19 protein-coding genes are annotated in these 19836 nt (G+C 73.7%); 12 read left to right on the forward strand and 7 right to left on the reverse strand.

Annotated features, from left to right (window positions below):
• Nucleotides 1–42 precede the first annotated feature (42 nt).
• The 6 genes from IGS69_RS33135 to IGS69_RS33160 all read left to right on the forward strand — a co-directional run bounded on the left by IGS69_RS33135 (nt 43) and on the right by IGS69_RS33160 (nt 5454).
• Nucleotides 43–1521, forward strand: coding sequence for an aminotransferase class I/II-fold pyridoxal phosphate-dependent enzyme (locus IGS69_RS33135; RefSeq protein ID WP_190904130.1), 1479 nt, complete (start codon nt 43–45; stop codon nt 1519–1521).
• Between the two features lie 107 nt (nt 1522–1628).
• The gene (locus IGS69_RS33140; protein ID WP_030853640.1) at nt 1629–1817 is read left to right on the forward strand and encodes a hypothetical protein; all 189 of its coding nucleotides are present in this window, start codon (nt 1629–1631) and stop codon (nt 1815–1817) included.
• A gap of 16 nt (nt 1818–1833) precedes the next feature.
• Entirely contained in the window at nt 1834–2535 is a 702-nt protein-coding gene (locus IGS69_RS33145; RefSeq protein ID WP_190904131.1) for a hypothetical protein, read from the forward strand.
• Entirely contained in the window at nt 2532–3443 is a 912-nt protein-coding gene (locus tag IGS69_RS33150; protein WP_232543705.1) for a DUF6895 family protein, read from the forward strand. The genes IGS69_RS33145 and IGS69_RS33150 overlap by 4 nt, the downstream gene beginning before the upstream one ends.
• Nucleotides 3440–4357 carry a DUF6895 family protein gene (locus IGS69_RS33155; protein WP_190904132.1) on the forward strand — a complete coding sequence of 306 codons (918 nt, stop codon included), beginning with the start codon at nt 3440–3442 and terminating at the stop codon, nt 4355–4357. The genes IGS69_RS33150 and IGS69_RS33155 overlap by 4 nt, the downstream gene beginning before the upstream one ends.
• The gene (locus IGS69_RS33160) at nt 4354–5454 is read left to right on the forward strand and encodes a serine hydrolase domain-containing protein (RefSeq protein ID WP_190904133.1); all 1101 of its coding nucleotides are present in this window, start codon (nt 4354–4356) and stop codon (nt 5452–5454) included. The genes IGS69_RS33155 and IGS69_RS33160 overlap by 4 nt, the downstream gene beginning before the upstream one ends.
• A gap of 61 nt (nt 5455–5515) precedes the next feature.
• Here the strand turns inward: IGS69_RS33160 and IGS69_RS33165 are convergent, their stop codons facing one another.
• From IGS69_RS33165 to IGS69_RS33185, 5 genes are all read right to left on the reverse strand, one after another.
• On the reverse strand, nt 5516–6883 hold the full coding sequence (locus IGS69_RS33165) for an alpha-lytic protease prodomain-containing protein (protein WP_190904134.1): 1368 nt from the start codon (nt 6881–6883) through the stop codon (nt 5516–5518).
• Between the two features lie 156 nt (nt 6884–7039).
• On the reverse strand, nt 7040–8704 hold the full coding sequence (locus tag IGS69_RS33170; RefSeq protein ID WP_190904135.1) for an alkaline phosphatase D family protein: 1665 nt from the start codon (nt 8702–8704) through the stop codon (nt 7040–7042).
• Nucleotides 8705–8929: 225 nt separating this feature from the next.
• The gene (locus IGS69_RS33175) at nt 8930–9694 is read right to left on the reverse strand and encodes a metallophosphoesterase family protein (RefSeq protein ID WP_190904136.1); all 765 of its coding nucleotides are present in this window, start codon (nt 9692–9694) and stop codon (nt 8930–8932) included.
• Entirely contained in the window at nt 9691–9978 is a 288-nt protein-coding gene (locus IGS69_RS33180; protein ID WP_190904137.1) for a BON domain-containing protein, read from the reverse strand. The genes IGS69_RS33175 and IGS69_RS33180 overlap by 4 nt, the downstream gene beginning before the upstream one ends.
• Before the next feature lie 10 nt (nt 9979–9988).
• Nucleotides 9989–10666 (reverse strand): nucleotidyltransferase family protein, encoded by a 678-nt coding sequence (locus tag IGS69_RS33185; protein WP_190904138.1) that lies wholly within the window; start codon nt 10664–10666, stop codon nt 9989–9991.
• Nucleotides 10667–10929: 263 nt separating this feature from the next.
• Between IGS69_RS33185 and IGS69_RS33190 the strand changes: the two genes are divergently transcribed.
• The 3 genes from IGS69_RS33190 to IGS69_RS33200 all read left to right on the forward strand — a co-directional run bounded on the left by IGS69_RS33190 (nt 10930) and on the right by IGS69_RS33200 (nt 16143).
• Nucleotides 10930–11139 carry a hypothetical protein gene (locus tag IGS69_RS33190; protein ID WP_190904139.1) on the forward strand — a complete coding sequence of 70 codons (210 nt, stop codon included), beginning with the start codon at nt 10930–10932 and terminating at the stop codon, nt 11137–11139.
• Between the two features lie 107 nt (nt 11140–11246).
• Nucleotides 11247–11798, forward strand: a complete 552-nt coding sequence (locus tag IGS69_RS33195; RefSeq protein ID WP_190904140.1) for a hypothetical protein — start codon at nt 11247–11249, stop codon at nt 11796–11798.
• 16 nt (nt 11799–11814) lie between these two features.
• Complete coding sequence (locus tag IGS69_RS33200) at nt 11815–16143, forward strand: cation-translocating P-type ATPase (RefSeq protein WP_190904141.1); 4329 nt, start codon at nt 11815–11817, stop codon at nt 16141–16143.
• A gap of 82 nt (nt 16144–16225) precedes the next feature.
• Here IGS69_RS33200 and IGS69_RS33205 read toward each other — a convergent pair whose 3' ends face one another.
• Nucleotides 16226–16675 carry an SRPBCC family protein gene (locus IGS69_RS33205; protein ID WP_190904142.1) on the reverse strand — a complete coding sequence of 150 codons (450 nt, stop codon included), beginning with the start codon at nt 16673–16675 and terminating at the stop codon, nt 16226–16228.
• 148 nt (nt 16676–16823) lie between these two features.
• Here IGS69_RS33205 and IGS69_RS33210 point away from each other — a divergent pair, with 148 nt between their 5' ends.
• From IGS69_RS33210 to IGS69_RS33220, 3 genes are all read left to right on the forward strand, one after another.
• Complete coding sequence (locus IGS69_RS33210; RefSeq protein ID WP_190904143.1) at nt 16824–17267, forward strand: phage holin family protein; 444 nt, start codon at nt 16824–16826, stop codon at nt 17265–17267.
• The gene (locus tag IGS69_RS33215) at nt 17264–17695 is read left to right on the forward strand and encodes a DUF3618 domain-containing protein (protein ID WP_190904144.1); all 432 of its coding nucleotides are present in this window, start codon (nt 17264–17266) and stop codon (nt 17693–17695) included. The genes IGS69_RS33210 and IGS69_RS33215 overlap by 4 nt, the downstream gene beginning before the upstream one ends.
• A gap of 408 nt (nt 17696–18103) precedes the next feature.
• Nucleotides 18104–18556, forward strand: a complete 453-nt coding sequence (locus tag IGS69_RS33220; RefSeq protein ID WP_232543706.1) for a flavodoxin family protein — start codon at nt 18104–18106, stop codon at nt 18554–18556.
• A 47-nt stretch (nt 18557–18603) separates the two neighbouring features.
• On the opposite strand, the gene IGS69_RS33225 is transcribed toward IGS69_RS33220, so the two are convergent.
• Nucleotides 18604–19731 (reverse strand): YihY/virulence factor BrkB family protein, encoded by a 1128-nt coding sequence (locus IGS69_RS33225; protein ID WP_190904146.1) that lies wholly within the window; start codon nt 19729–19731, stop codon nt 18604–18606.
• Nucleotides 19732–19836: the final 105 nt, after the last annotated feature.

Consider the following 19836-nt stretch of genomic DNA (forward strand, 5'->3'; position numbering starts at 1 on the left):
CGCCGCGGCGGCGGCTCGGGCGGGCCGGAACCGGGAGGAACCATGGACCACTCGCGCGTGCCCGTGCTGGAGGCGCTGGAGGACTTCCGGCGCCGCGGCGACATCGCCTACGGCCCGCCCGGCCACAAGCAGGGCAGGGGAGTGGACCCACGGGTCGCGGAGATCGTCGGCCTCGACGTGTTCCGCTCCGACGTGCTGTCCCTCGACGGGCTCGACGACCGCCGCCAGTCGCAGGGGGTGCTGCGCCGGGCCCAGGAGCTGATGGCCGACGCGGTCGGCGCCGAGCACGCCTTCTTCTCGACCTGCGGCAGCTCCCTGTCCGTGAAGACCGCCATGCTCGCCGCGGCCGGCCCGGGGGAGAAGCTGCTGCTGTCGCGCAACGCCCACAAGTCCGTCGTCGCGGCCGTCATCGTCAACGGCGTCGAACCGGTGTGGGTCCACCCGAAGTTCGACCCCGAGCGGCATCTGGCCCACCCGCCCGAGCCCGACGACGTCCGCCGGTGCCTCGAGGAGCACCCGGACGCCAAGGGCATGCTGCTCATCACCCCCACGGACTGGGGCTCCTGCGCGGACATCGAGGGGGTGGCCCGGGTGTGTCACGCGGTCGACGTGCCCGTCATCGTCGACGAGGCCTGGGGCGCCCATCTGCCGTTCCACCCCGACCTGCCCGTCTGGGGCATGCACGCCGAAGCCGACCTGGTGGTGACCAGCGTGCACAAGATGGGCGGGGCGGTGGAGCAGAGCTCCGTCTTCCACCTCCAGTACGACCGCGTGTCGCCCGAGGCCCTCGCACAGCGTGAGGACCTGCTCGGCACCACCAGCGCCTCCTCCCTCGTCCACGCCACGCTCGACGGCTGGCGACGCCAGATGGTCGAGCAGGGATACGACCTCCTGGACGGGGCGATCCGCCGCGCCCATCGCATCCGGGCGGCGGTCGCCGACCTGCCGGGGCTGCGGCCCATGGGGCGCGAGATCGTGGAGGAGGGGCTCGCCGCCGACCTCGATCCGCTCAAGATCGTGATCGACGTCCGCAAGCTCGGCCTGAGCGGCATACAGGCCGTGGAGTGGCTGCGGACCCACCGCCACGTGGACGTCGGCGGCTCGGACAGCTGCCGCCTCAGCGCCTCGATCACCCACGCGGACGACGACGAGACCGAGGAGGTCCTGCTGGACGCCCTGCGTGCGCTCACCGAGCACGCGGACTCCGTCGAACGCCGCCCGCCGGTCCGGCTGCCCGAGCCGTCCGCACTGGAGCTTGAGCAGGCCATGCTGCCCCGCGAGGCGTTCTTCGCCCCGGTCGAGCACGTGCCCGCCGAGCGGGCCGCGGGCCGGATCGCGGCGGAGACGATCAGCCCCTACCCACCCGGCGTCCCCGTGGTGGCACCCGGCGAGATCATCACCGACGAGGTGCTGGACTACCTGCGCAGCGGCGCCGACCACGGCGTCCTGATCCCGGACGCGGCCGACTCCTCCGTACGCACCCTGCGGGTCGTGGCACGGGGAGCGAACACACGTGCGTGAGATGTTGAAGAAGTTATTAAAGTGAATTCTGAGAAAGTTGGCATGCTTTGTCCGATTCCGGTGATCCGGAAGGTGAAGGTACTCGCTCTGCTCAAGGAGATGGTGCTATGCCTTCCAAGGAAAAGGTCATCGAGGAACTGACCGGCGTCCCGAGTGTCGACATCGAGGCGGCGCTCGACCCGACGGAACTCGACGGCGTCTACCGCGACAGCCGCGAGTGCGCGGCACTGGCACTGTCCTCCGGGGCAACCAAGCTGCTGCTGTCGCCGCCGACCCCGCGCCCGAAGAAGGGCTAGTCGACGGGAGTAGTCAATGGAGCAGTCTGGCACTTCGACCCTCTTGCAGGGCGCGGTGCAGGACCTCGCCTCCAGTGTGGTCTCCGCCCTCCGGGGCGGAGACCACACGCGAGTCGACGCCCCCGGGCCGGTCGACGTGGAGGAGGGAGGCCTCGTACTCGCGGCCGTCCGCGTGCTGGGAGCCGACGCGCTGCTGCCGGCCGTCCTGCTGGGCACCCCGCCCGACCCGGACGAACTCGCGGTGTTCCGCAAGTCCGTGGAGTCCTATCCGCCCCGCGCCGACGCGGCGCCCGCCGTGCTGTGGAGCCACTGGGCCATGGCGCGCACCCTGCGCCGGCTCGACCCGCCGTCCGCCGCCGCGACCGCCGACGGCACGGAGCCCGGCGCCCAGTGGCTCGACGACGCGAGCTGGCAGGTCCTGACCCATCAACTGGCGGTGCTGGCCCCCCTCGCCCTGCCCGGCGAGGACAGCGCCGTGGCCCGCGCGGCCCAGGGGCGTCCCGTGGACGTCGCCCGGGGCTTCGTACGGGCGGTACGCCGCAGGGACTGGCGGCAGGCCGCCGGCGCCGGCCGCTGGCTCACCCTGCTGCACGGCGTCCCCGGCACGCTGGGACTGGAAGCGGGCCTGGACTTCGTGGAACTGATGGGCGGCCACGACCCGCTCGTCGAACTCCAGGTCCGGGCGGCACGCCGCCTGCGCACCGGAGCGCCGGTGTGACGACGACACAGGCCACGGAGATCCGGCAGGTGGCGCGGGCCGCGCTGGCCTGGGCGTCCGCACACCGCGCGGACTTCGCCCTCGGCGAGGACGCCCTGGCCGCCGACGGCCGGGTCGACAGCAGCTGGAAGCCGCTCGGCGAGCTGGCCCAGGTCTGTGCGAGCGTCACCCGGCATGCGCCTCCCGCCGACCCCCTGCACACCTGCGCCCGCGACCTGCTGGCCTTCGCCTGGCGGCAGACCGGCGACGGCGAGCTGTTCCTCCTGCTGCAACGGCTGGAACCCTTCGCCACCTACCCGCTGGAGGTCTACGCCGCCCTGGCCGCGGCCGGATTCCGGCACCCCGGCTACGAGGCCGCCACCGCCACGGTGGCCCGCACCCGCGGCTGGCAGCTCACCGAGCAGGAACCGACCCGCCGCCTGGGCGTCCTCAAGGCCGAGGAACGGGGCGGCATCCACCGGGACGGGCCCGGGGAGCAGCTGCTGCGCCGCACCTGGCTGGGCGGCCTGCCGGAACCCTGGACCTTCGAGCGGTCCGCCGGGTACGCGCTCACCCACGTCGTCTTCCACCTCACCGACTGGGGACGCGCGTCCGGGGGAGTCCCCGCCGACCTGGCCTCCTACCTCGCCGACTGGCTCCCGCCCTGGCTCGACACCTGCCTGGACGCCAGGATGTGGGACCTGTCCTGCGAACTGCTCGCCGTGGCCGCGAGCGTGCCCGGACTGCCGCACGACGCCGTACCGGGCGACGCCTGGGAGCGGATCGCGGCGGCACGGGACGCGACCGGCGCGCTCCCCGAGGAGGGGGACGCGGGCGACCCGGACGCGTACTTCGCGCACCACTACCACTCCACCCTCATGGCGGCCTTCGCGGCGGCGCTCACCGCCGGACAAGGAGCACCGGTATGACCGACACCCGCCTGATCCACGCCGTCGGCGTGGGCGCCATCGAATGGCTGTGGGCCCACCGGGACGGATTCCGCCTGGAGCCGGACGTCGACCCCGAGATCGGCTTCCTGGAGCGTTTCAAGCCCGTCGGTGAACTGGCCCTGATCTGCAAGGTGCTGTTCCGCGAGGGGGTGGCCGGCTCACGGCAGGCCCAGCTCGCCCGCCAACTGCTCGACCACGCCTGGCGCGAGACCCTCGACGGCGGCACCATGCTGGTCCGCGGGCAGCGGACGGAGCCCATCTCACCCATCCCCTTCGAGGTGTACGTCCCCTTCAGGGAACTGGGCTACAGCCAGCCCGACGTCGAGCGGGCCGCCGTGCTCAACCACCGGCTGGACAGCTGGATCGCGTTCGAGACGACCCCGACCCGACGGCTCGGCCTCTCCGCCTTCCAGCGCCGCCACGGCCTCACCCCCCGCCCGCCCGAGACCGACCTCGTGGGCGAGACCTGGCTGGCCCGCACCCCGGAACCCTGGACCGTCGAGGGCCACATCGCCTACGACGTCACCCACACCGTCTTCCACCTCACCGACTGGGGCGAGAACCCGGACGGCCTGCCGCCGGACATAGCCGACTACCTCGCCACCTGGCTGCCCGTCTGGATCGACGACTGGCTGGACCTGGAACGCTGGGACCTGCTCGGCGAACTCCTCGTGGTCGACGCCTGCCTGCCCCGCCCCACCCTGGACGAACGCGCCTGGCAGGCCTTCGCCTCCGCGCAGCAGCCCGACGGAGCGATGCCGGCGATCCGCACGATGCCCGAGGGCACACCCGACGAGGTGTTCGACGTCGTCTACCACCCGACGCTCGTCGCCGCCTTCGCCTCGGTCCTGGCGACGTCGCGCGCCCTGGCCGGCCTGGCCCACGCGTCATGACGACCCGTCCGCTGCCCCCGTGGCCGGGCGAACCCGGACCACCCGACGCCGGGGACCCGATCCGTCCCCCGGCCGCCCCGCCCGCCGAAGTCCCCCCGGACGACCGGCTGCTCGCGGACGCCGTCACCGCGTCCGACGCCCCCGACGTCGTCTTCGCCCTCTCGCGCCACGGCCGACGCACCCTCCACAGTGGCGGCACCGCACCGCCCCCGCCGCTGCCCCGTGCGGACCTGCGCTACGAGATCGGCTCGGCCACCAAGACGTTCACCGGTCTGCTCCTGGCCCGGCTGATCCACGCCGGCGCGCTGTCCGGAGGCGAACCGGCCACCACCCTCCTGGACGGCGGACGGCCCGCCGGCGCGACCCCGGTGACGCTCGCCCACCTGATCACCCACACCTCCGGACTGCCCGCCCTCCCGGCCGGCTTCTTCCTCCGGGGCCTGCCCGCCTGGCACACCAACCCCTACGCCCGCTTCCCGGCCTCCCGGGTCGTCGACTCCTACCTGCGCCACCGGCAGCGGCACCGCCCCGGCACCCGCTGGCGCTACTCCAACTACGGCGTCGCCGTCCTCGGACACGCCCTGGCCGCCGCGACCGGCACACCGTGGGAGGAGCTCGTCACCGACGGGGTACTGCGCCCGCTCGGCCTCGACGCCACGACCCTGTGCGCGGACGACTCGGGACTCGACGCCGTCGGACACGGCAGGGACGGCGAGTCACCCGTGCCCCCCTTCGACGCGGGCGGCTTCCAGGCGGCCGGCGCCGTACGCGCCACGCCGCGGGACCTGCTCGCCTTCCTGGAGGCGCATCTCTACCCCGGCGAGGCACCACCGGACCTCGCGCCCGCCCTGCGCGCGGTGCGCCGCCCCGTGCTGCGCAGGGGGCTGACGCACCGCCATGTGCACACCGTCGCCTGGTTCCGTCACCCCACCGACGGCGGACCGCTGTACTTCCACAGCGGCGCGACCCTGGGCCAGCAGGCGTTCCTCGGTTTCCGCCCCGACACCGGCACGGCACTGGCCGCCGTCTGCACCCGCCGCTTCCGCGCCCACGACCCGTTCGTCGCCACCGCGTACGCGTTGCTGGCCGGGCAGTGACCGGGCCCGCCCGGCGCCGGCGGCACAGGCCGCTCCGGCGCCGGACAGCCCTGACCCTTCGTCACACCCGCTGCCACAGAGCAGGGGTGCCCTCGGGCGCCCAGGGGCCCTGGGCCTGGTGGGTCTGCAGGCACTGGTAGCGCACACCCGCGTGCGTCACGGTGACCCCGGCCTCGTAGACGCGGCCCGCGGCCCAGGTCTGCGCGACGTTGCCCTGCGGCGCCGGGGTCTCGGCCTCGGCGGTCTTCAGGGTGAGTCCGAAATCGCCGAGCAGCGGATTGATCGGCTGGTAGAACGTGGTGCCGCCGGACGTGCAGTCACCGGAGCCGCCGGACGTCACGCCCTGCGCCTGGACGCCCGAGACATACGGCCCGCCCGAGTCGCCCGGCTCGGCGCACACCGTCGTCTGGGTCAGCCCGTCCACCTTGCCCTCGGCGTAGCTGACACTCGTGTCGTGCTGCTCGACCTTGCCGCAGTGCCACCCCGTGGTGGAGCCCGAGCGGCAGACGGCCGCCCCGACGAGCGCCTGGACGGAGCCGGTGATCTCCACCGTCTGCCCGCCCTCGCCCTTCACGTTGGGCGTGGCCTTCCACGGGTCGTCGACGGCCACCCACGACATGTCCTTGCCGGGGAAGGTGGACGCCTGGAACGAGCCCTGCGCCGCCTGGTTGTACCCGGTCGTCTTGGCGCCCGGCTTGCCGCAGTGGCCCGCCGAGGCGAAGCCCTCCTGCTCGCCCTTGGTGACGGAGAAGCCGATGGAGCAGCGGGCGGTGCCGTCGATGTAGTAGGCGTCGCCGCCGGTCACATCCTCCATGAGCCGCGGCCGGTTCTTCGTGACCTTCACGCTCACGCTCTTGCCGTCGAGGCCGGCGGCCTTGACCAACGCGGCCGCGGCGGCCTTGCTCCCGGCCTCCACCACGACCCGGTTGGCCGGGATGTCGACGTACCACAGGGGCGTCTCGCGGGTGCTGACGCGGGCGGCCGCCGCGTCCAGCTTCTGCTTGGCGGCCCGCAGGTCGGCCAGCGGCTTCTTCACGACGGCCGCCTTGGCGCCCTGGGCCTTGATGGCGGGCACGTCCGCGGCGTCCGTGGTCGCCACCATGAGCTCCTGCGACGTCGTGCCGCGCAGCCAGGCTCCCGCGAAGCGCTCGCCCAGGGCGTTGCGCAGGCGCCCCGCCCGGGTCCCCGCCTCCGCCTCGTTGACCAGCCGCCGGGACGCCTGGGCCGGCGTCAGCCCCAGGTCGCGCTCCAGGGCGCGCAGCATCGGGGCCGACGGCCGGTCGGCGCCCAGGGTCTGGGCGGCCGAGGGCAGGGGGCCCGCCGCGGGCGTCGGCTCGGCCGCCACGGCGGCGGGGATGCCGGTGGCGACGAGCGCGCCGAGCGCGGTCAGCGCCACCCGGCGGCCGGTCACGGCATGTCTGTGGACCATGCGATGCGTCTCCTTCGATCACAGCGTTCGATACGGGTCTCGATAGCGGTCTCGATACGAATGGCCTAGCCGGAACGGCACGGTGTGATGTCCCGGGCCGCCCCGGTTCGCGCTTTGGTGCGGGCAGGCGGCGCCATGTGCAGTACGGCGGCCGCCTCACGCGGACTTCAGGCCGGGCGCACCCACCTCCGTGACGAAGGACGCGGTCGTCGAGATGCCGCCGCCGGGCGTCGTGATGGCCGGGACGGTCCGGAAGTCGACCTGCGAGAGCTCGCGGTCCATCTCGACGCGGACGTATCCGCGCCGGCCGTCGAAGTACTTCATGTGGGGGTTGGCCTTCATGTAGGTGTCCCACTCGGCGGGCTTCGCGGTGCCGTTCCCGCCACTGGCGACGGAGGTGCAGGTGAACTCCGTGCCGACCGTCCTGGAGGCCGGGTCGTCGAAGTTCTCCTTGATGTCGAAGGCGTATCCGACGTGGACGTCACCGGTGAGGACCATCAAGTTGTCGATGCCGGCGGCCTTCGCGCCCGCCATGACCCGGCCGCGGGAGCCCCGGTAGCCGTCCCAGGCGTCCATGGAGACCCGGGCCGGTTCGGTCAGGTCGAACTTGCGCTGGGAGAAGCACACCTGCTGGGGCAGCACGTGCCACAGCGCGGTCGACTTCTGCCAGCCGTCCAGCAGCCAGCTCTCCTGCTCGGCACCGGTGAGGGTGCGGGCCGGATCGTCCGACTCGGGGCCCGGCGCGTGCGGCCGGTCGCTGAAGGCCTGGTCGGAGCGGTACTGGCGGGTGTCGAGGATGTCGAACTGGGCGAGCGAACCCCAGGTCAGCCGGCGGTAGAGCCGGGCGTCGGGCCCGTTGGGCAGCTGCTCGGCGCGCAGCGGCTGGTTCTCCCAGTACGCCCGGTAGGCCGCGGCCCGCCGCACCAGGAAGTCCTCCGGGGCGCTGCCCTTCTCGTCGTAGGCGCCCGCGTAGTTGTTCTCCGTCTCGTGGTCGTCCCAGGTGACGACGAACGGGTGCTGGGCGTGCGCGGCCTGGAGGTCGGCGTCGCTCTTGTAGAGCGAGTAGCGCAGCCGGTAGTCCGCGAGCGTGGTCGCCTCGCGGTTGAACACGTCGGGCAGCTTGCGGTCGGTGTAGCGGCGGGCCCCGCCGGCGGAGTCCACGGCGTACTCGTACAGGTAGTCGCCGAGGAAGAAGACCACGTCGACGTCTTCCTGCGCCAGATGCCGGTGGGCGGTGTAGTAGCCGTCCTGGTAGGCCTGGCAGGCCACGGCGGCCAGCCGCAGGCTGTCGGTGTCACTGCCCGGCGCCGGGGCGGTGCGGGTGCGGCCCACGGGGCTGATCCATGTGCCCACCCGGAACCGGTAGTAGTACTCGCTGTCCGAGCGCAGGCCCTTGACGTCGACGTGCACGCTGTGGGCGTACTCCGGATGGGCCGTGGCCGTGCCCTCCTGCTCCACGATGACGAACCACTCGTCCAGGGCCACTTCCCAGGACACCTCGACCCGCTCCTGGCCGAGGCCGCCGTCCTCCGCGAACGGCTGGGGCGCGAGCCGGGTCCACAGCAGCACCGAGTCCGGCAGCGGGTCCCCGGAGGCCACGCCGAGGGTGAACGGGTCGTCGGTGATCCGGGCCGCGGGGAGTTCACGGGTGGCGGTGGCGCCGCGCGCCGGGCGGTTGGTGCTGAAGGCGAGCATCGCGGCGGCCGCGGTGACGGTCAGGAAGCGACGGCGGGCGACATGCGGCGCCGCGCTGCGCAGGACGGCGTCGTGCGGGGAGAAGGCATGCTCGGACGGTGGTCTTTGACGGCCCGTCAGCGCCATCTGATGTCCTCTCGTACGGGGCACGTGCGCCCCGGACGGACGCGTGGGGACATCGCCGATGTGCGGAGCGCGGAGTTCGCATGCTAAGCAGACAAAATGCCTGAAACGGGCACGACGTGCGGGGGGTTCACACCACAGGCGGTACAGGGGTGGCTCGGTGCGCGCGGCGGCGGGCAACGCAAACCGCCGCCGGTGTTCACCGGCGGCGGAGGGGAAGAGGCGTGCTCAGTGGGCCTGTTGCGCGGCGGCCCCGGTCGCGGCGGGCTCCCGGACCGGCAGGTGGTACACGTGGAAGGCCCGTCCGATGACCGGCTGGGCCACATTGCGCACCCGCACGCCGCCGCTCGTCATGCCGTGCTCCGTGCCGGCGTGCGCGTGCCCGTGCACCGAGAGGTCGGCCCCGGCGGTGTCGATCGCCTCGGCCAGCAGATAGCTCCCCAGGAACGGGTAGATCTCCAGCGGCTCGCCCGCCAGGGTGTCCGCGACGGGGGAGTAGTGGGTCAGGGCGATCCGCGCGTCGCAGCCCTCCTCGCCCAGCTGCTCCAGTGCGCCCCGCAGACCGTCGGCGCACCGGCGCGAGTGGCGGACGAACTCCTTCATCACCGTCTCGCCGAACTCCCCGGCGCTGCGGCCCACGAAGCCGCCGCCGAACCCCTTCGTCCCGGCGACGCCGATCCGCGCGCCGCCGCTCTCGACGACCGTCGCCTGCCCCTCCAGGACGTGGGCTCCGGCGTCCCGGAGGATGGCCGTGACCTCCTCCGGCCGGTCGTCGTGGTGGTCGTGGTTGCCGAGGACGGCGACGACCGGGACGGCGAGACCCTCGACCTCCCGGGCCACCACCCGCATCTCCTCGGGCGTGCCGTGCCGGGTGAGGTCCCCGGCCAGCAGCAGGAGGTCTGCGCACTCGGGCAGGGTTTCGAAGGCGGGGCGCAGCACGCCCTGGCTGTCGGGCCCCATGTGGATGTCCCCGACGGCTGCGATACGGATCATGAGAGCTCCTCCGCGTGGTCGGGGGAGGACGCCTCGGTGACCACGAGGTCGCTGTGCACGGGGACCCCGGCGAGCTCCTCGTGGACGGTGCGCAGGATCTCGTCGCGGCAGGGCGCCGAGGGCACGGTGCCGGCGAGCAGCACCGTCCGGCCGCGGGCCTCGACGCGTAGGCCCAGTTCACCGAGCTCACCGGAGGCGAGGCGGTCCTGGAGGTGGGCGATGCGGTAGTCCAGGTTCTCGGCAGGCGGTCCGCCGCCCGCGTCCTTGGAACCGTGGGTGCTCATGGGTGCTCCTTCAGATGACGTTCAGGCGCTCCAGCAGGAAGAAGAAGGCCGCCGGCATGGGCTCGTCCCCGCAGTCGCGCCGTACCCGCTCCCAGTCGACCTTCTCCCGCAGGGCGCGGGCGATGGGCAGGGCGGCCCCGAAGTCGCAGTGGTGCTCGGAGAACGCGGCGGTCAGACTCCACAGCAGATCGGTCGGGGCGAGCACGGGCATGCGCACCGAGTCGACCGGCAGCTCCACCGCCCGCTCCAGCATGTCCGCGCCGACCGGCCGGTGCGCCAGCTCGAAGATGATGTCGACCGGCTGACCGAAACAGGTGGCCTTGATCAGCCAGTCCTCCGGCGGCGTGTAGACCGTCAGCCCGGCTTCGTGGAGCGTGGCCGCCACCGCTTCCGCGTCCTCGGGACGGATCGCGAAATCGACGTCGTGCTGCAGGTTCTTCTCGCCGCCGTGGGCGTAGGCGGCCACGCTGCCGGCCAGCGCGAACAGATGCCCCTTGCGCTTGAGCAGGGCACCGACCTGCTTGGCCGCCTCCAGAAGCGCCTGGTTGCGGTCCTGGGGGAGTTCCTGCAGGGGCTGGTCCGCCTGCGGGTCCTGTGGTGGCGCGGGCTCGTCCCCGTCCGGTGCCGTCCGGAGGTCGGGGATCCCCCGTCGCCGGACGAGCGTCGCGTCATCACCGTTCTGCGTCATGACCACTCCTTCGCCGAACCGGACACTCCGCTCCCGTGCGGTGTCCGAACCCGAGACGGCCTGTTTGCCTGCACTGGTACCCGGCGCGCCCACCCCGACACGGACGGTTTCCGAAGAGCGCCGGGCCGGTCGGTCACCGGCCGGGGTTGCCCGTTCGGGCAGGCTCGCAGCAGGTCTCTCCTCTCCGGGTGGCGCCACCCGCGCGCCCTCGCGAGGCTGATACCGGCCGGACCGCCCGGCCGACCAGCCCTGGAGGAGCCCCGATGCCCAAGCTGCCGTACACCCTGCTCGCCGCCCTGGCCGCGTCCGCACTCGCCGTGCCGGTGTCCGCCTCCGCTCTGCCCGCCGACGTCACCGCGAGCCAGTGCGTCGCGGGCGGCGGCATGATCGTCATCTCCGCCGTGGGCGACGGCTCGCAGGGGTACACCAAGCGCTGCATGGGCGGAGTCCACGACGGCCAGACGGTCCTCTGACACCCCGGCCGAACAAGACAAGCGCATAACCCGCCCAAGACGGAATATGGGGCAAAGGCGTGGGAAACCGGATGACGCCACTGGACGACGCGCTTGTGGAGGTCGGCATGAACCAGGAGACATCACGCTCGTCCGGACTTCCGCAGCCGCTGCGGGCCGTGGCCTCGGGCCTCGGCCATCTGCCGGGTGCGGAGCAGGTGGGCAAGGTGGCCACGGACGCCCTGGACAGGATCGGCGCGGTCTCGCCGCGAGGCCGCCGGATGGCCGTCTACGCGGGCGCCGGGGTGCTCGGCGTGGCCGGAGTCGTGGAGTGGCCGGTGGCGGTGACCGGCGCGGCCGTGGCCTGGCTGACCCGGCCGAGGCCCGCACAGCGGCCCGACGGCCCCGCACCGAACGGCGGCACACAGACCGCCGAGGCCGGGGGCCACCGCCCCGCCAGGACGGGCAGCGACGACGAGGACACCTCCGAGCACGGCCCGGGCGGCAGACTCACCCCCTCCCACCACCGCCAGGAGCAGCCGGAACAGCACGTTCACGAACAGCCCGCCAAGGTCGGGGACACCGCCACCGCCTCCGCGCTCAAGCAGGTCGCCGAGGCCACCGCGCACCACGAGGAGCAGTCCAACGGGCACGCGGGCGACAGCCGCCCCACCGGCTGAGTCGGGACGGCAGCAGATGCTCGCACTCTTCGACGTCACCCCGCTCACCGGCGCCGTGGCCGAGGCGGCCGCGGGCGCCGCCCGCAGCGCCGCCCGGTCGGTGACGTCCGCCTACGACACCACGCGCCGCGTCCGCAACGTCGCGCGCAACGCCCTGACCGGCGGACAGCACTGGAAGGCCGGGCAACGCCTCCACCTCGCGCTGCGGCGCCCCGACGGCGACGCGGCGGCCCTCGCCCGCCGGATCGCCGAGGAACTGATCGAGCACCCGGACGTACTCACGGCCTACTGGGACGGCGGGCTGTCCCGCCTGGTGGTCACCGTGGCCGAGGACGCCGTCACCGACCGCGTCACCGAGCGGGCCACCGAGCTCGCCACCCGCTTCGGCCTGGTCGAGGGAGCCGATCCCAACATCCGGGACACCAGCCACCCCGGGGATCCCACCGAGGTGCGCGTCACCGCCGCGGCGATCCTGATGGACGTCGCGGGAACGGCCGGTGCCCTGGCCGGCCGGTCCCTGCGACTGCCGCCCGCCTCGCGCATCATCACCGCCACCGTCACGCTGCTGCGCGAGAACCCCCGCTTCCGGGCCCTGCTCCGGCAGCGCTTCGGCACGTCCGGCATGGAACTCGTCCTCGCCGCGGCCAACGCCGCCGCCCACGGCATCGGCCAGACCCCGCCGGCCCTCGTCCTCGACGGCATCCTGCGCGGCAACCAGCTCACCGAAGCCGTGGCCAGGGCAGCGGCCTTCGAGAGGCTGCACGACGACGTCTGCCACCAGCGCCGCACCAGCCTGCCCTGCCCCGTCGACACCAGGCCGCCGCTCAAGGTGACCCCCGCCGCTGAGTACGCCTCCCACGCCAGCACCGGCAGCCTCGCCGGCGCCGCCGCCACCCTCCTCGTCACCCACAACGCGAGGGACGCGGCCGAAGCCGTCCTCGCCGGATCCCCGAAGGCGGCCCGGTACGGCCCCGCCGCCTTCGGCGCGACCCTCGGCACCTTCCTCGCCCACGCCGGGATCCTCCTGCGCAACGGGGAACGCCTGCGACAGCTCGAGATCGCCGATGCCCTGGTCCTGCACGCCGACGCCCTGCGCAGCCTGCGGCCCGACACCGACGACGACCTGCCCGACGACCCGGTTCACCCCTACGCCGAGGCCGTGCTGGACGCCGCCCGCAGGGCAGGACTGCACGTCGTCATCGCGGGCGGCACCGACCTCAAGGACATCACCCGCCTCGCCGACGAGGTCGCGCCGAGCGCCAAGCCGTTCGGAGACGTCGTCCGGGCCCTCCAGGACGAGGGGCGCGTCGTCGTCACCGTCGCCCGCCTGGACGAGTCCGGCGACGGACACGTCGCGGCCGGGCTGCCCGCCGGAGACGTGGCCATCGCCCTCGCCGACGGACGGGGAGCCGTCTCCTGGGGCGTCGACGTCCTGGCACCGGGCGGCCTCGCCGACGTCTGGCGGCTGCTCACGGCGATCCCCTCGGCCCGGCGCGTCGGACGCCGGTCGCAGACCCTGGCCCGCGCCGGCGCCGCCCTCTCCGGGCTCCTCGTCGCCCGCGGCGGGCAGCCCCCGGGCCGTCACCTCCTGTGGCCCCTCACCCGGCACGCCCCCGTCAACATCGCCGCCGCCAACGCCCTGCTCACCGGCTGGCTCGAAGCCGTCCGGGTCGCCCGGGCGACCCCACCGCCCCCCCGGCTGCACATCCCCTGGCACGCCCTGGAACCCCACGAGGCACGCGACCGGTTGCAGCACGCCGACCGCGACGGCGAGCCCCGCGGACTCGCCCTGCTCGCCGACCGCTCGAAGCAGCGGGCCGCCCGCCTGACCGGGCACCCGGCCCTCGCCCCCGCCCGCTGGACGTGGCAGGCGGCCGGTGCCGTACGCCGCGAACTCGACGACCCGCTCACGCCCGTCCTCGCCACCGGCGCCGTCGCCTCGGCCCTGCTCGGTTCGGTCGTCGACGCGCTGCTCGTCGTCGGCGCCATGGACCTCAACGCGGTGACCGGCGGCCTTCAACGGCTGCGCGCCGAACAGGCCCTGGCCCGGCTCGCCGCCCGGCAGCAGCCCAAGGCCCGCAAGCAGAACGGCGGCACCGGCACCGTCACCGTCGACGCCGCCCGGCTGCGCCCCGGGGACGAGATCACCCTCGGCGCCGGCGACGTCGTCCCCGCCGACGCCCGGCTGCTGGACGTCGACGGCCTGGAGGTCGACGAGTCGGCGCTCACCGGCGAGTCCCTGCCGGTGACCAAGTCCGTCGACGCCACCCCCGGCCTGCCGGTGGCCCAGCGCACCTGCATGGTCTTCGAGGGCACCACCGTCGTGGCCGGACGGGCCACCGCGCTCGTCGTCGACACCGGTGACCAGACCGAGGCCGGCCGGGCCGTCACCCTCGCCGCCCGCACCCCGCCCCCCGCCGGCGTCCAGGCCCGGCTCCAGGAACTGACCCGCAAGGCCCTGCCCGTGACCTTCACCGGCGGCGCGGCCGTGACCGGGCTGTCCCTGCTGCGCGGCAGCCCCGTCCGGCGCGCCGTCAGCGGTGGTGTCGCGGTCGCCGTAGCCGCCGTCCCCGAGGGCCTGCCGCTCGTCGCGACCGTCGCACAGATGGCGGCGGCGCGCCGGCTGTCCCGCCGCGGCGTCCTGGTCCGCACCCCGCGCACCCTGGAGGCGCTCGGCCGGGTCGACACCGTCTGCTTCGACAAGACCGGCACCCTCACCGAGAACAAGCTGCGCCTGGTCCGCGTCGCCACCGCCGACGGCACCGTCGTCGCCACCGACGACGACCGGGCCGCACCGGTCCTGCGCCTGGCCGCGCGGGCCTGCCCGCAGGAGGAGACAGGGCAGGGCCGCCGCGTCGCGCACGCGACCGACGAGGCCGTCCTCGACGTCGCCCCGCCCGACCCGGGCTGGGCACCCACCGGCGAACTGCCCTTCGAGACCCGCCGCGGCTACGCCGCCGCCGTCGGCCGCGACACCGACCCGGACATGCGGGAACTGCTCGTCGTCAAGGGCGCCCCCGAGACGATCCTGCCCGCCTGCCGGGACCTTCCCGGCGACACCTGGGACACCGCCCACGAACTGGCCGGGCAGGGACTGCGCGTCCTCGCCGTCGCCCGCCGGCCCTGCCGGGCCGACGACGCCGAGGCCGAACTCGACCTGCCGCTCGCGGACCTGGAGTTCAGCGGCTTTGTCGCCCTCGCCGACGTCCCGCGCGACACCTCCCACGCCCTGCTCGCGGAGCTGCGACGCTCCGGCATCCTGCCCGTCATGCTCACCGGCGACCATCCGGAGACCGCCCGCGCCATCGCCCTGCAACTGGGCTGGCCGGAGGAGACCGAGGCGGTGACCGGAGACGAACTCGTCGCCATGGAACGCCGCGAACGCGTCCGGGTCCTGCGCGGCGCGGGCGTCATCGCCCGGGTCGCCCCCGAGCAGAAACTGCACGTCGTCGAGGCCCTGCAACAGGCCGGGCGGGTCGTGGCGATGGCCGGCGACGGCGCCAACGACGCCGCCGCCATCCGGGCCGCCGACGTCGGCGTGGGCGTGGAGTCCCGCGGCTCCGCCGCCGCCCGCAACGCCGCCGACCTCGTGCTCACCACCGGCGACCTGTCCGTCCTCGTGGACGCGGTCGCCGAGGGCCGGGCCCTGTGGCGCAGCGTCGCCGACGCGGTGAGCATCCTCATCGGCGGCAACGCGGGCGAAGTCGGCTTCAGCGTCCTCGGCACCCTGCTCGCCGGCTCCTCACCCCTGTCGACCCGTCAGCTGCTGCTGGTCAACCTGCTCACCGACATGTTCCCGGCCATGGCCGTGGCCGTCACACCGAGCAGCGACCCCTCGACCGCCGAGCACGCCGCGACCGGCCCGATGGGCCTCGACGTCCTCGGCGCGCCCCTGCTGCGTTCCATCCGCCGCCGCGGCATCACCACCTGCTTCGGCGCGGTCGCGGCGTACCTCATCGGCCGCCTCACCCCCGGCACCGAACGCCGGTCCACCACCATGGCCCTGTGCGGCGTGGTCGGCGCCCAGCTCGTCCAGACCCTCTCCGGACGGCGCCACAGCACCCTGGTGTGGGTCACGGCCCTCGGCTCCGCCGCGGTCCTCGCCGCCCTCGTCCAGACCCCGGGCGTCAGCCACTTCTTCGGCTGCACCCCGCTCGGCCCCGTCGCCTGGGCCGGCGTCGCCCTGGCCATCGCCCTGTCGGCCCTGGCACCCCGTCTGGAGCGCCTCGCAGCCGTGCACGCCCTCTACGACGCCGCGGCACAACTCGCCCTGCGCCTGGGCGACCTGAGCGGGCAGGCCCGGCGGCTCTTCCGCAGCGGTATCGCCGCGCCCGTGGTGGCGTAGCGGGCGGGCAGAGCGGGAGGCCGCCACCCCGTGCCGGGGCGGCGGCCTCCTCACACCTGGTCAGACCGTGCCGCACACCTGGTCAGACCGTGCCGCGCCAGGCGCCCGTCTCCGCTCCGCGGGCCTCCATGAACTCCTTGAACCGGGCCAGGTCACCGGAGACCTGCCGCTTCACGAACCCGAGCTTGTCGCCGACGGTCTCGGCCACACCACTGGGGTCGAAGTCCATCTGCAGCATGACCTTCGTCGTGTCGTCCTGGATCCGGTGGAACGTCACCACACCGGCCTGCCGCGCCTCGCCGCCCACGGTGGTCCAGGCGACGCGCTCGTCCGGGACCTGCTCGGTGATCTCCGCGTCGAACTCCCGCGCCTGGCCGCCGACTTTCGTCACCCAGTGCGTGAGGGTGTCGGTGCGCTGCTCGATGCGCTCGACACCGTCCATGAACTCGGGGAACGACTCGAACTGCGTCCACTGGTTGTACGCGGTGCGCACCGGCACGCGGACCTCGATGGATTCCTCTACCTGCGACAAGGCGATGCCTCCCTCTCTCGTACGTGAGCGACGGACGGGTACCGGATCTCGCGCCGCTCACTCATCGTCATCGCAACTTGTCCCAGCAGGTGTCTTTTCCGCCGGCGCTGGTACCCGGCCCCGAACTACGGAACGGGAGGTGATCGCCATGGCGGACACGCACCGCACGGCCCCCGCCGCTCCCCGCTCGGGGAACGCGCCGGCGGCCGGGGACGAGCCGGTGGGTGAGCTGGTGCAACGGGCCACCGAGCAACTGACCGACCTGGTGCGCGGTGAGATGCGGCTCGCCCGGGCGGAGATGACCGAGAAGGGCAAGCGCTTCGGCAAGGGCGGCGGCCTGTTCGGCGGAGCCGGCGTACTCGGCTTCGTCACCCTCCAGGCTCTGGTCGCCACGGTGATCGCCGCCCTGGCCGTACCGCTGCCGGTGTGGGCGGCGGCGCTGATCGTCACGGGCGTACTGGCCGTCGCCACGGGCCTCACGGCGCTGGCCGGCCGCAAGCAGGTGCGCAGCGCCACCCCGCCCGCCCCGCAGCAAACCATCGACAGCGTGAAGGCCGACGTGGCCGAGATCAAGGAGAGTGCACAGCGATGACCCAGCCCCCGCACGACGAGCCGACCGCCCGCAGCCAGGAGGAACTGCGCGAGCAGGTCGAGCAGACCCGCCACGAACTCGGCGACACCGTCCAGGCCCTGGCGGACCGGGCCGACGTCAAGGCCCGCGCCCGGGAGAAGGCTGTCGCGGTCAAGGAGCAGGCCGGGGCCAAGGCCCAGGAATGGAGCGGGCAGGCCAGGGCCAAGGCCGCGCACGTCGCCCACACCGTGGAGGAGAAGCTGCCCGAGCCGGTGAAGCAGAAGGGCGCCGCCGCCGCTCAGGGGGCGAAGGAGAAGGCCGCACAGGCCGAGCAGGTCTGGCAGGACAAGGCTCCGCAGCAGGTGCGCGACCACCGGGCCGCGCTACTGGCGGGCGCGGGCGCCGTCCTCGTGGCCTGCCTGCTGATCCGCCGCCGCGGCAACCGCTGAGCGGCCTGGCGCTGCTGACGCGCAGTCGCGAGAGGCGCTGAGCGGCCTGCTTGCCGACCCGCAGTCGTGGCAAGCGCTGAGCGGCCTGGCGCTGCTGACGCGCAGTCGCGAGAGGCGCTGAGCGGCCTGCTTGCCGACCCGCAGTCGTGGCAAGCGCTGAGCGGCCCTGCTCGCCGACCCGCCGTCGCGGCAACCGGCGAGCGGCTTGCCTGTTCACGGGCAGTCGTGGCAACTGCTGAGCGGCGTGCTTGCTGACGCGCAGTCGTGGCAACCGCTGAGCGGCCTGCTTGCCGACCCGCCGTCGCGGGAACCGGCGGCGAGCGACAGCGACGTCCGGGCCCCGTCACCGCACGCGGTGACGGGGCCCGGGCTTGCGTGACACGTGCCCGGGCGGCAAGGTCGGGTGCCGTGGCCACCTTGCTGATCGTTCATCACACGCCCTCGCCGAACTGCCAGGCGCTGTTCGAAGCCGTCGTCTCCGGGGCGACGGACCCCGACATCGAGGACGTCCGGGTCGTCCGCGTGCCCGCGCTGTCCGCCACCGCCTCGGACGTCCTCGCCGCCGACGGCTTCCTCCTCGGCACTCCCGCGAACCTCGGCTACATGTCCGGCGCCCTCAAGCACTTCTTCGACCAGGTCTACTACCCGTGCCTGGACGCCACCCGCGGCCGCCCCTTCGGCTACTGGGTGCACGGCGGCAACGACGTCACCGGCGCGGTCCGCGGGATCGAGTCGGTCACCACGGGCCTGGGCTGGCGCCGCACCGCCGAGGCCGTCACCGTGACCGGCGAGCCGGACAAGGGCGACCTCGAGCGGTGCTGGGAGCTGGGCGCGACGGTGGCCGCCGGCCTCATGGGCTGACCCGGCCGACCAGATCCGGCCCCCACGAGGTCCGGCCCACCACCGGGTCAGGTCTCTTCCAGCCGGCGCCGGTCCTGCTCGTCCCACGCCTGGGTGTCACGCGGCTGGGTGTACGGCTCGGCCTCGGGCGGATGCCCACCCGCGATGGCCCGCTGCCGCACCGTCTCCGCGTCGAACTCCAGACCCAGCAGGATCGCCAGATTGGTGATCCACAGCCAGACGAGGAAGACGATGACACCGGCCATGGTGCCGTAGGTCTTGTTGTACGAGGCGAAGTTGGCCACGTAGACCGCGAAGCCGCCGGAGGCGACCATCCAGATCAGCAGGGCCAGGAAACTGCCCGGGGTGATCCAGCGGAACCCCTTCACCTTGGCGTTGGGGGCCGCCCAGTACAGGATCGCGATCATGGTCACGACCAGCAGGACCAGGACGGGCCACTTGGCGATCGACCACACCGTCAGCGCGGTGTCGCCGATGCCCAGGGCGTCTCCGGCCTGCTGCGCCAGCCTGCCCGAGAACACCACGATCAGCGCGCTGATGACGGCCATCAGCAGCAGCACGACCGTCACGCCCACCCGCATCGGCAGCAGCTTCCACACCGGCCGGCCCTCGGGCATGTCGTAGACGGCGTTGGCGGAGCGGATGAACGCCCCCACGTAGCCGGACGCCGACCACACGGCCAGCACCAGACCGACGACCGCCATCAGCGAGCCGATGCCGGCGCTGCCCTGCAACTGGTCGACGGCCCGGGTGATGATGTCGCCCGCCGAGCCGGGCACGAGCTCGCGGACGTTCTCGGTGACCTTGTCCGTGGTCGACCGGCCGGTCAGGCCCAGCATCGACACCAGCACCAGCAGCGCCGGGAACATCGCCAGCACGCCGTAGTACGTCAGCGCGGCCGCCCGGTCGGTCAGTTCGTCGTCCTTGAACTCCCGCAGGCTCCCCTTCAGGACCGCGACCCACGACTTCCGGGGCATCTCGGTCGGCGAGTCCGGCGCCGCACGCTCCACCTCGGCGTCCGGCCCGGGTTCCTCGGAAGCGGGGGCGGGGGCGTCGCGGCGTTCGGCCTCGGGAGACTCCCGGCCGTCCGCCCCGGGGCCGGGGCGCGGGCTCTGGGGAGGTGGGGTCTCGGCCTCGTCGTGCTCTTTACGTCCCGGAATATGCAGCTTCACCATGTGAGCCGGGTAACCCCGGGTCGGGCCCTTAAGCCGAGTCCGTCCGAGCCGGACGCCTCCGCTGCTCCGAAAGAGGTTGAGGGAGCGCTCCCACACCCTGCACGA

Origin of the sequence: Streptomyces tuirus, assembly GCF_014701095.1 — a bacterium.
Classification (GTDB): domain Bacteria; phylum Actinomycetota; class Actinomycetes; order Streptomycetales; family Streptomycetaceae; genus Streptomyces; species Streptomyces tuirus.

Excerpts from the sequence above, each read along its gene's own strand:
- IGS69_RS33135 (WP_190904130.1), top strand. The coding sequence starts at position 43 with ATGGACCACTCGCGCGTGCCCGTGCTGGAGGCGCTGGAGGACTTCCGG.
- IGS69_RS33140 (WP_030853640.1), top strand. The coding sequence starts at position 1,629 with ATGCCTTCCAAGGAAAAGGTCATCGAGGAACTGACCGGCGTCCCGAGT.
- IGS69_RS33145 (WP_190904131.1), top strand. The coding sequence starts at position 1,834 with ATGGAGCAGTCTGGCACTTCGACCCTCTTGCAGGGCGCGGTGCAGGAC.
- IGS69_RS33155 (WP_190904132.1), top strand. The coding sequence starts at position 3,440 with ATGACCGACACCCGCCTGATCCACGCCGTCGGCGTGGGCGCCATCGAA.
- IGS69_RS33160 (WP_190904133.1), top strand. The coding sequence starts at position 4,354 with ATGACGACCCGTCCGCTGCCCCCGTGGCCGGGCGAACCCGGACCACCC.
- IGS69_RS33165 (WP_190904134.1), bottom strand. The coding sequence starts at position 6,883 with ATGGTCCACAGACATGCCGTGACCGGCCGCCGGGTGGCGCTGACCGCG.
- IGS69_RS33170 (WP_190904135.1), bottom strand. The coding sequence starts at position 8,704 with ATGGCGCTGACGGGCCGTCAAAGACCACCGTCCGAGCATGCCTTCTCC.
- IGS69_RS33175 (WP_190904136.1), bottom strand. The coding sequence starts at position 9,694 with ATGATCCGTATCGCAGCCGTCGGGGACATCCACATGGGGCCCGACAGC.
- IGS69_RS33180 (WP_190904137.1), bottom strand. The coding sequence starts at position 9,978 with ATGAGCACCCACGGTTCCAAGGACGCGGGCGGCGGACCGCCTGCCGAG.
- IGS69_RS33185 (WP_190904138.1), bottom strand. The coding sequence starts at position 10,666 with ATGACGCAGAACGGTGATGACGCGACGCTCGTCCGGCGACGGGGGATC.
- IGS69_RS33190 (WP_190904139.1), top strand. The coding sequence starts at position 10,930 with ATGCCCAAGCTGCCGTACACCCTGCTCGCCGCCCTGGCCGCGTCCGCA.
- IGS69_RS33195 (WP_190904140.1), top strand. The coding sequence starts at position 11,247 with ATGAACCAGGAGACATCACGCTCGTCCGGACTTCCGCAGCCGCTGCGG.
- IGS69_RS33200 (WP_190904141.1), top strand. The coding sequence starts at position 11,815 with ATGCTCGCACTCTTCGACGTCACCCCGCTCACCGGCGCCGTGGCCGAG.
- IGS69_RS33210 (WP_190904143.1), top strand. The coding sequence starts at position 16,824 with ATGGCGGACACGCACCGCACGGCCCCCGCCGCTCCCCGCTCGGGGAAC.
- IGS69_RS33215 (WP_190904144.1), top strand. The coding sequence starts at position 17,264 with ATGACCCAGCCCCCGCACGACGAGCCGACCGCCCGCAGCCAGGAGGAA.
- IGS69_RS33225 (WP_190904146.1), bottom strand. The coding sequence starts at position 19,731 with ATGGTGAAGCTGCATATTCCGGGACGTAAAGAGCACGACGAGGCCGAG.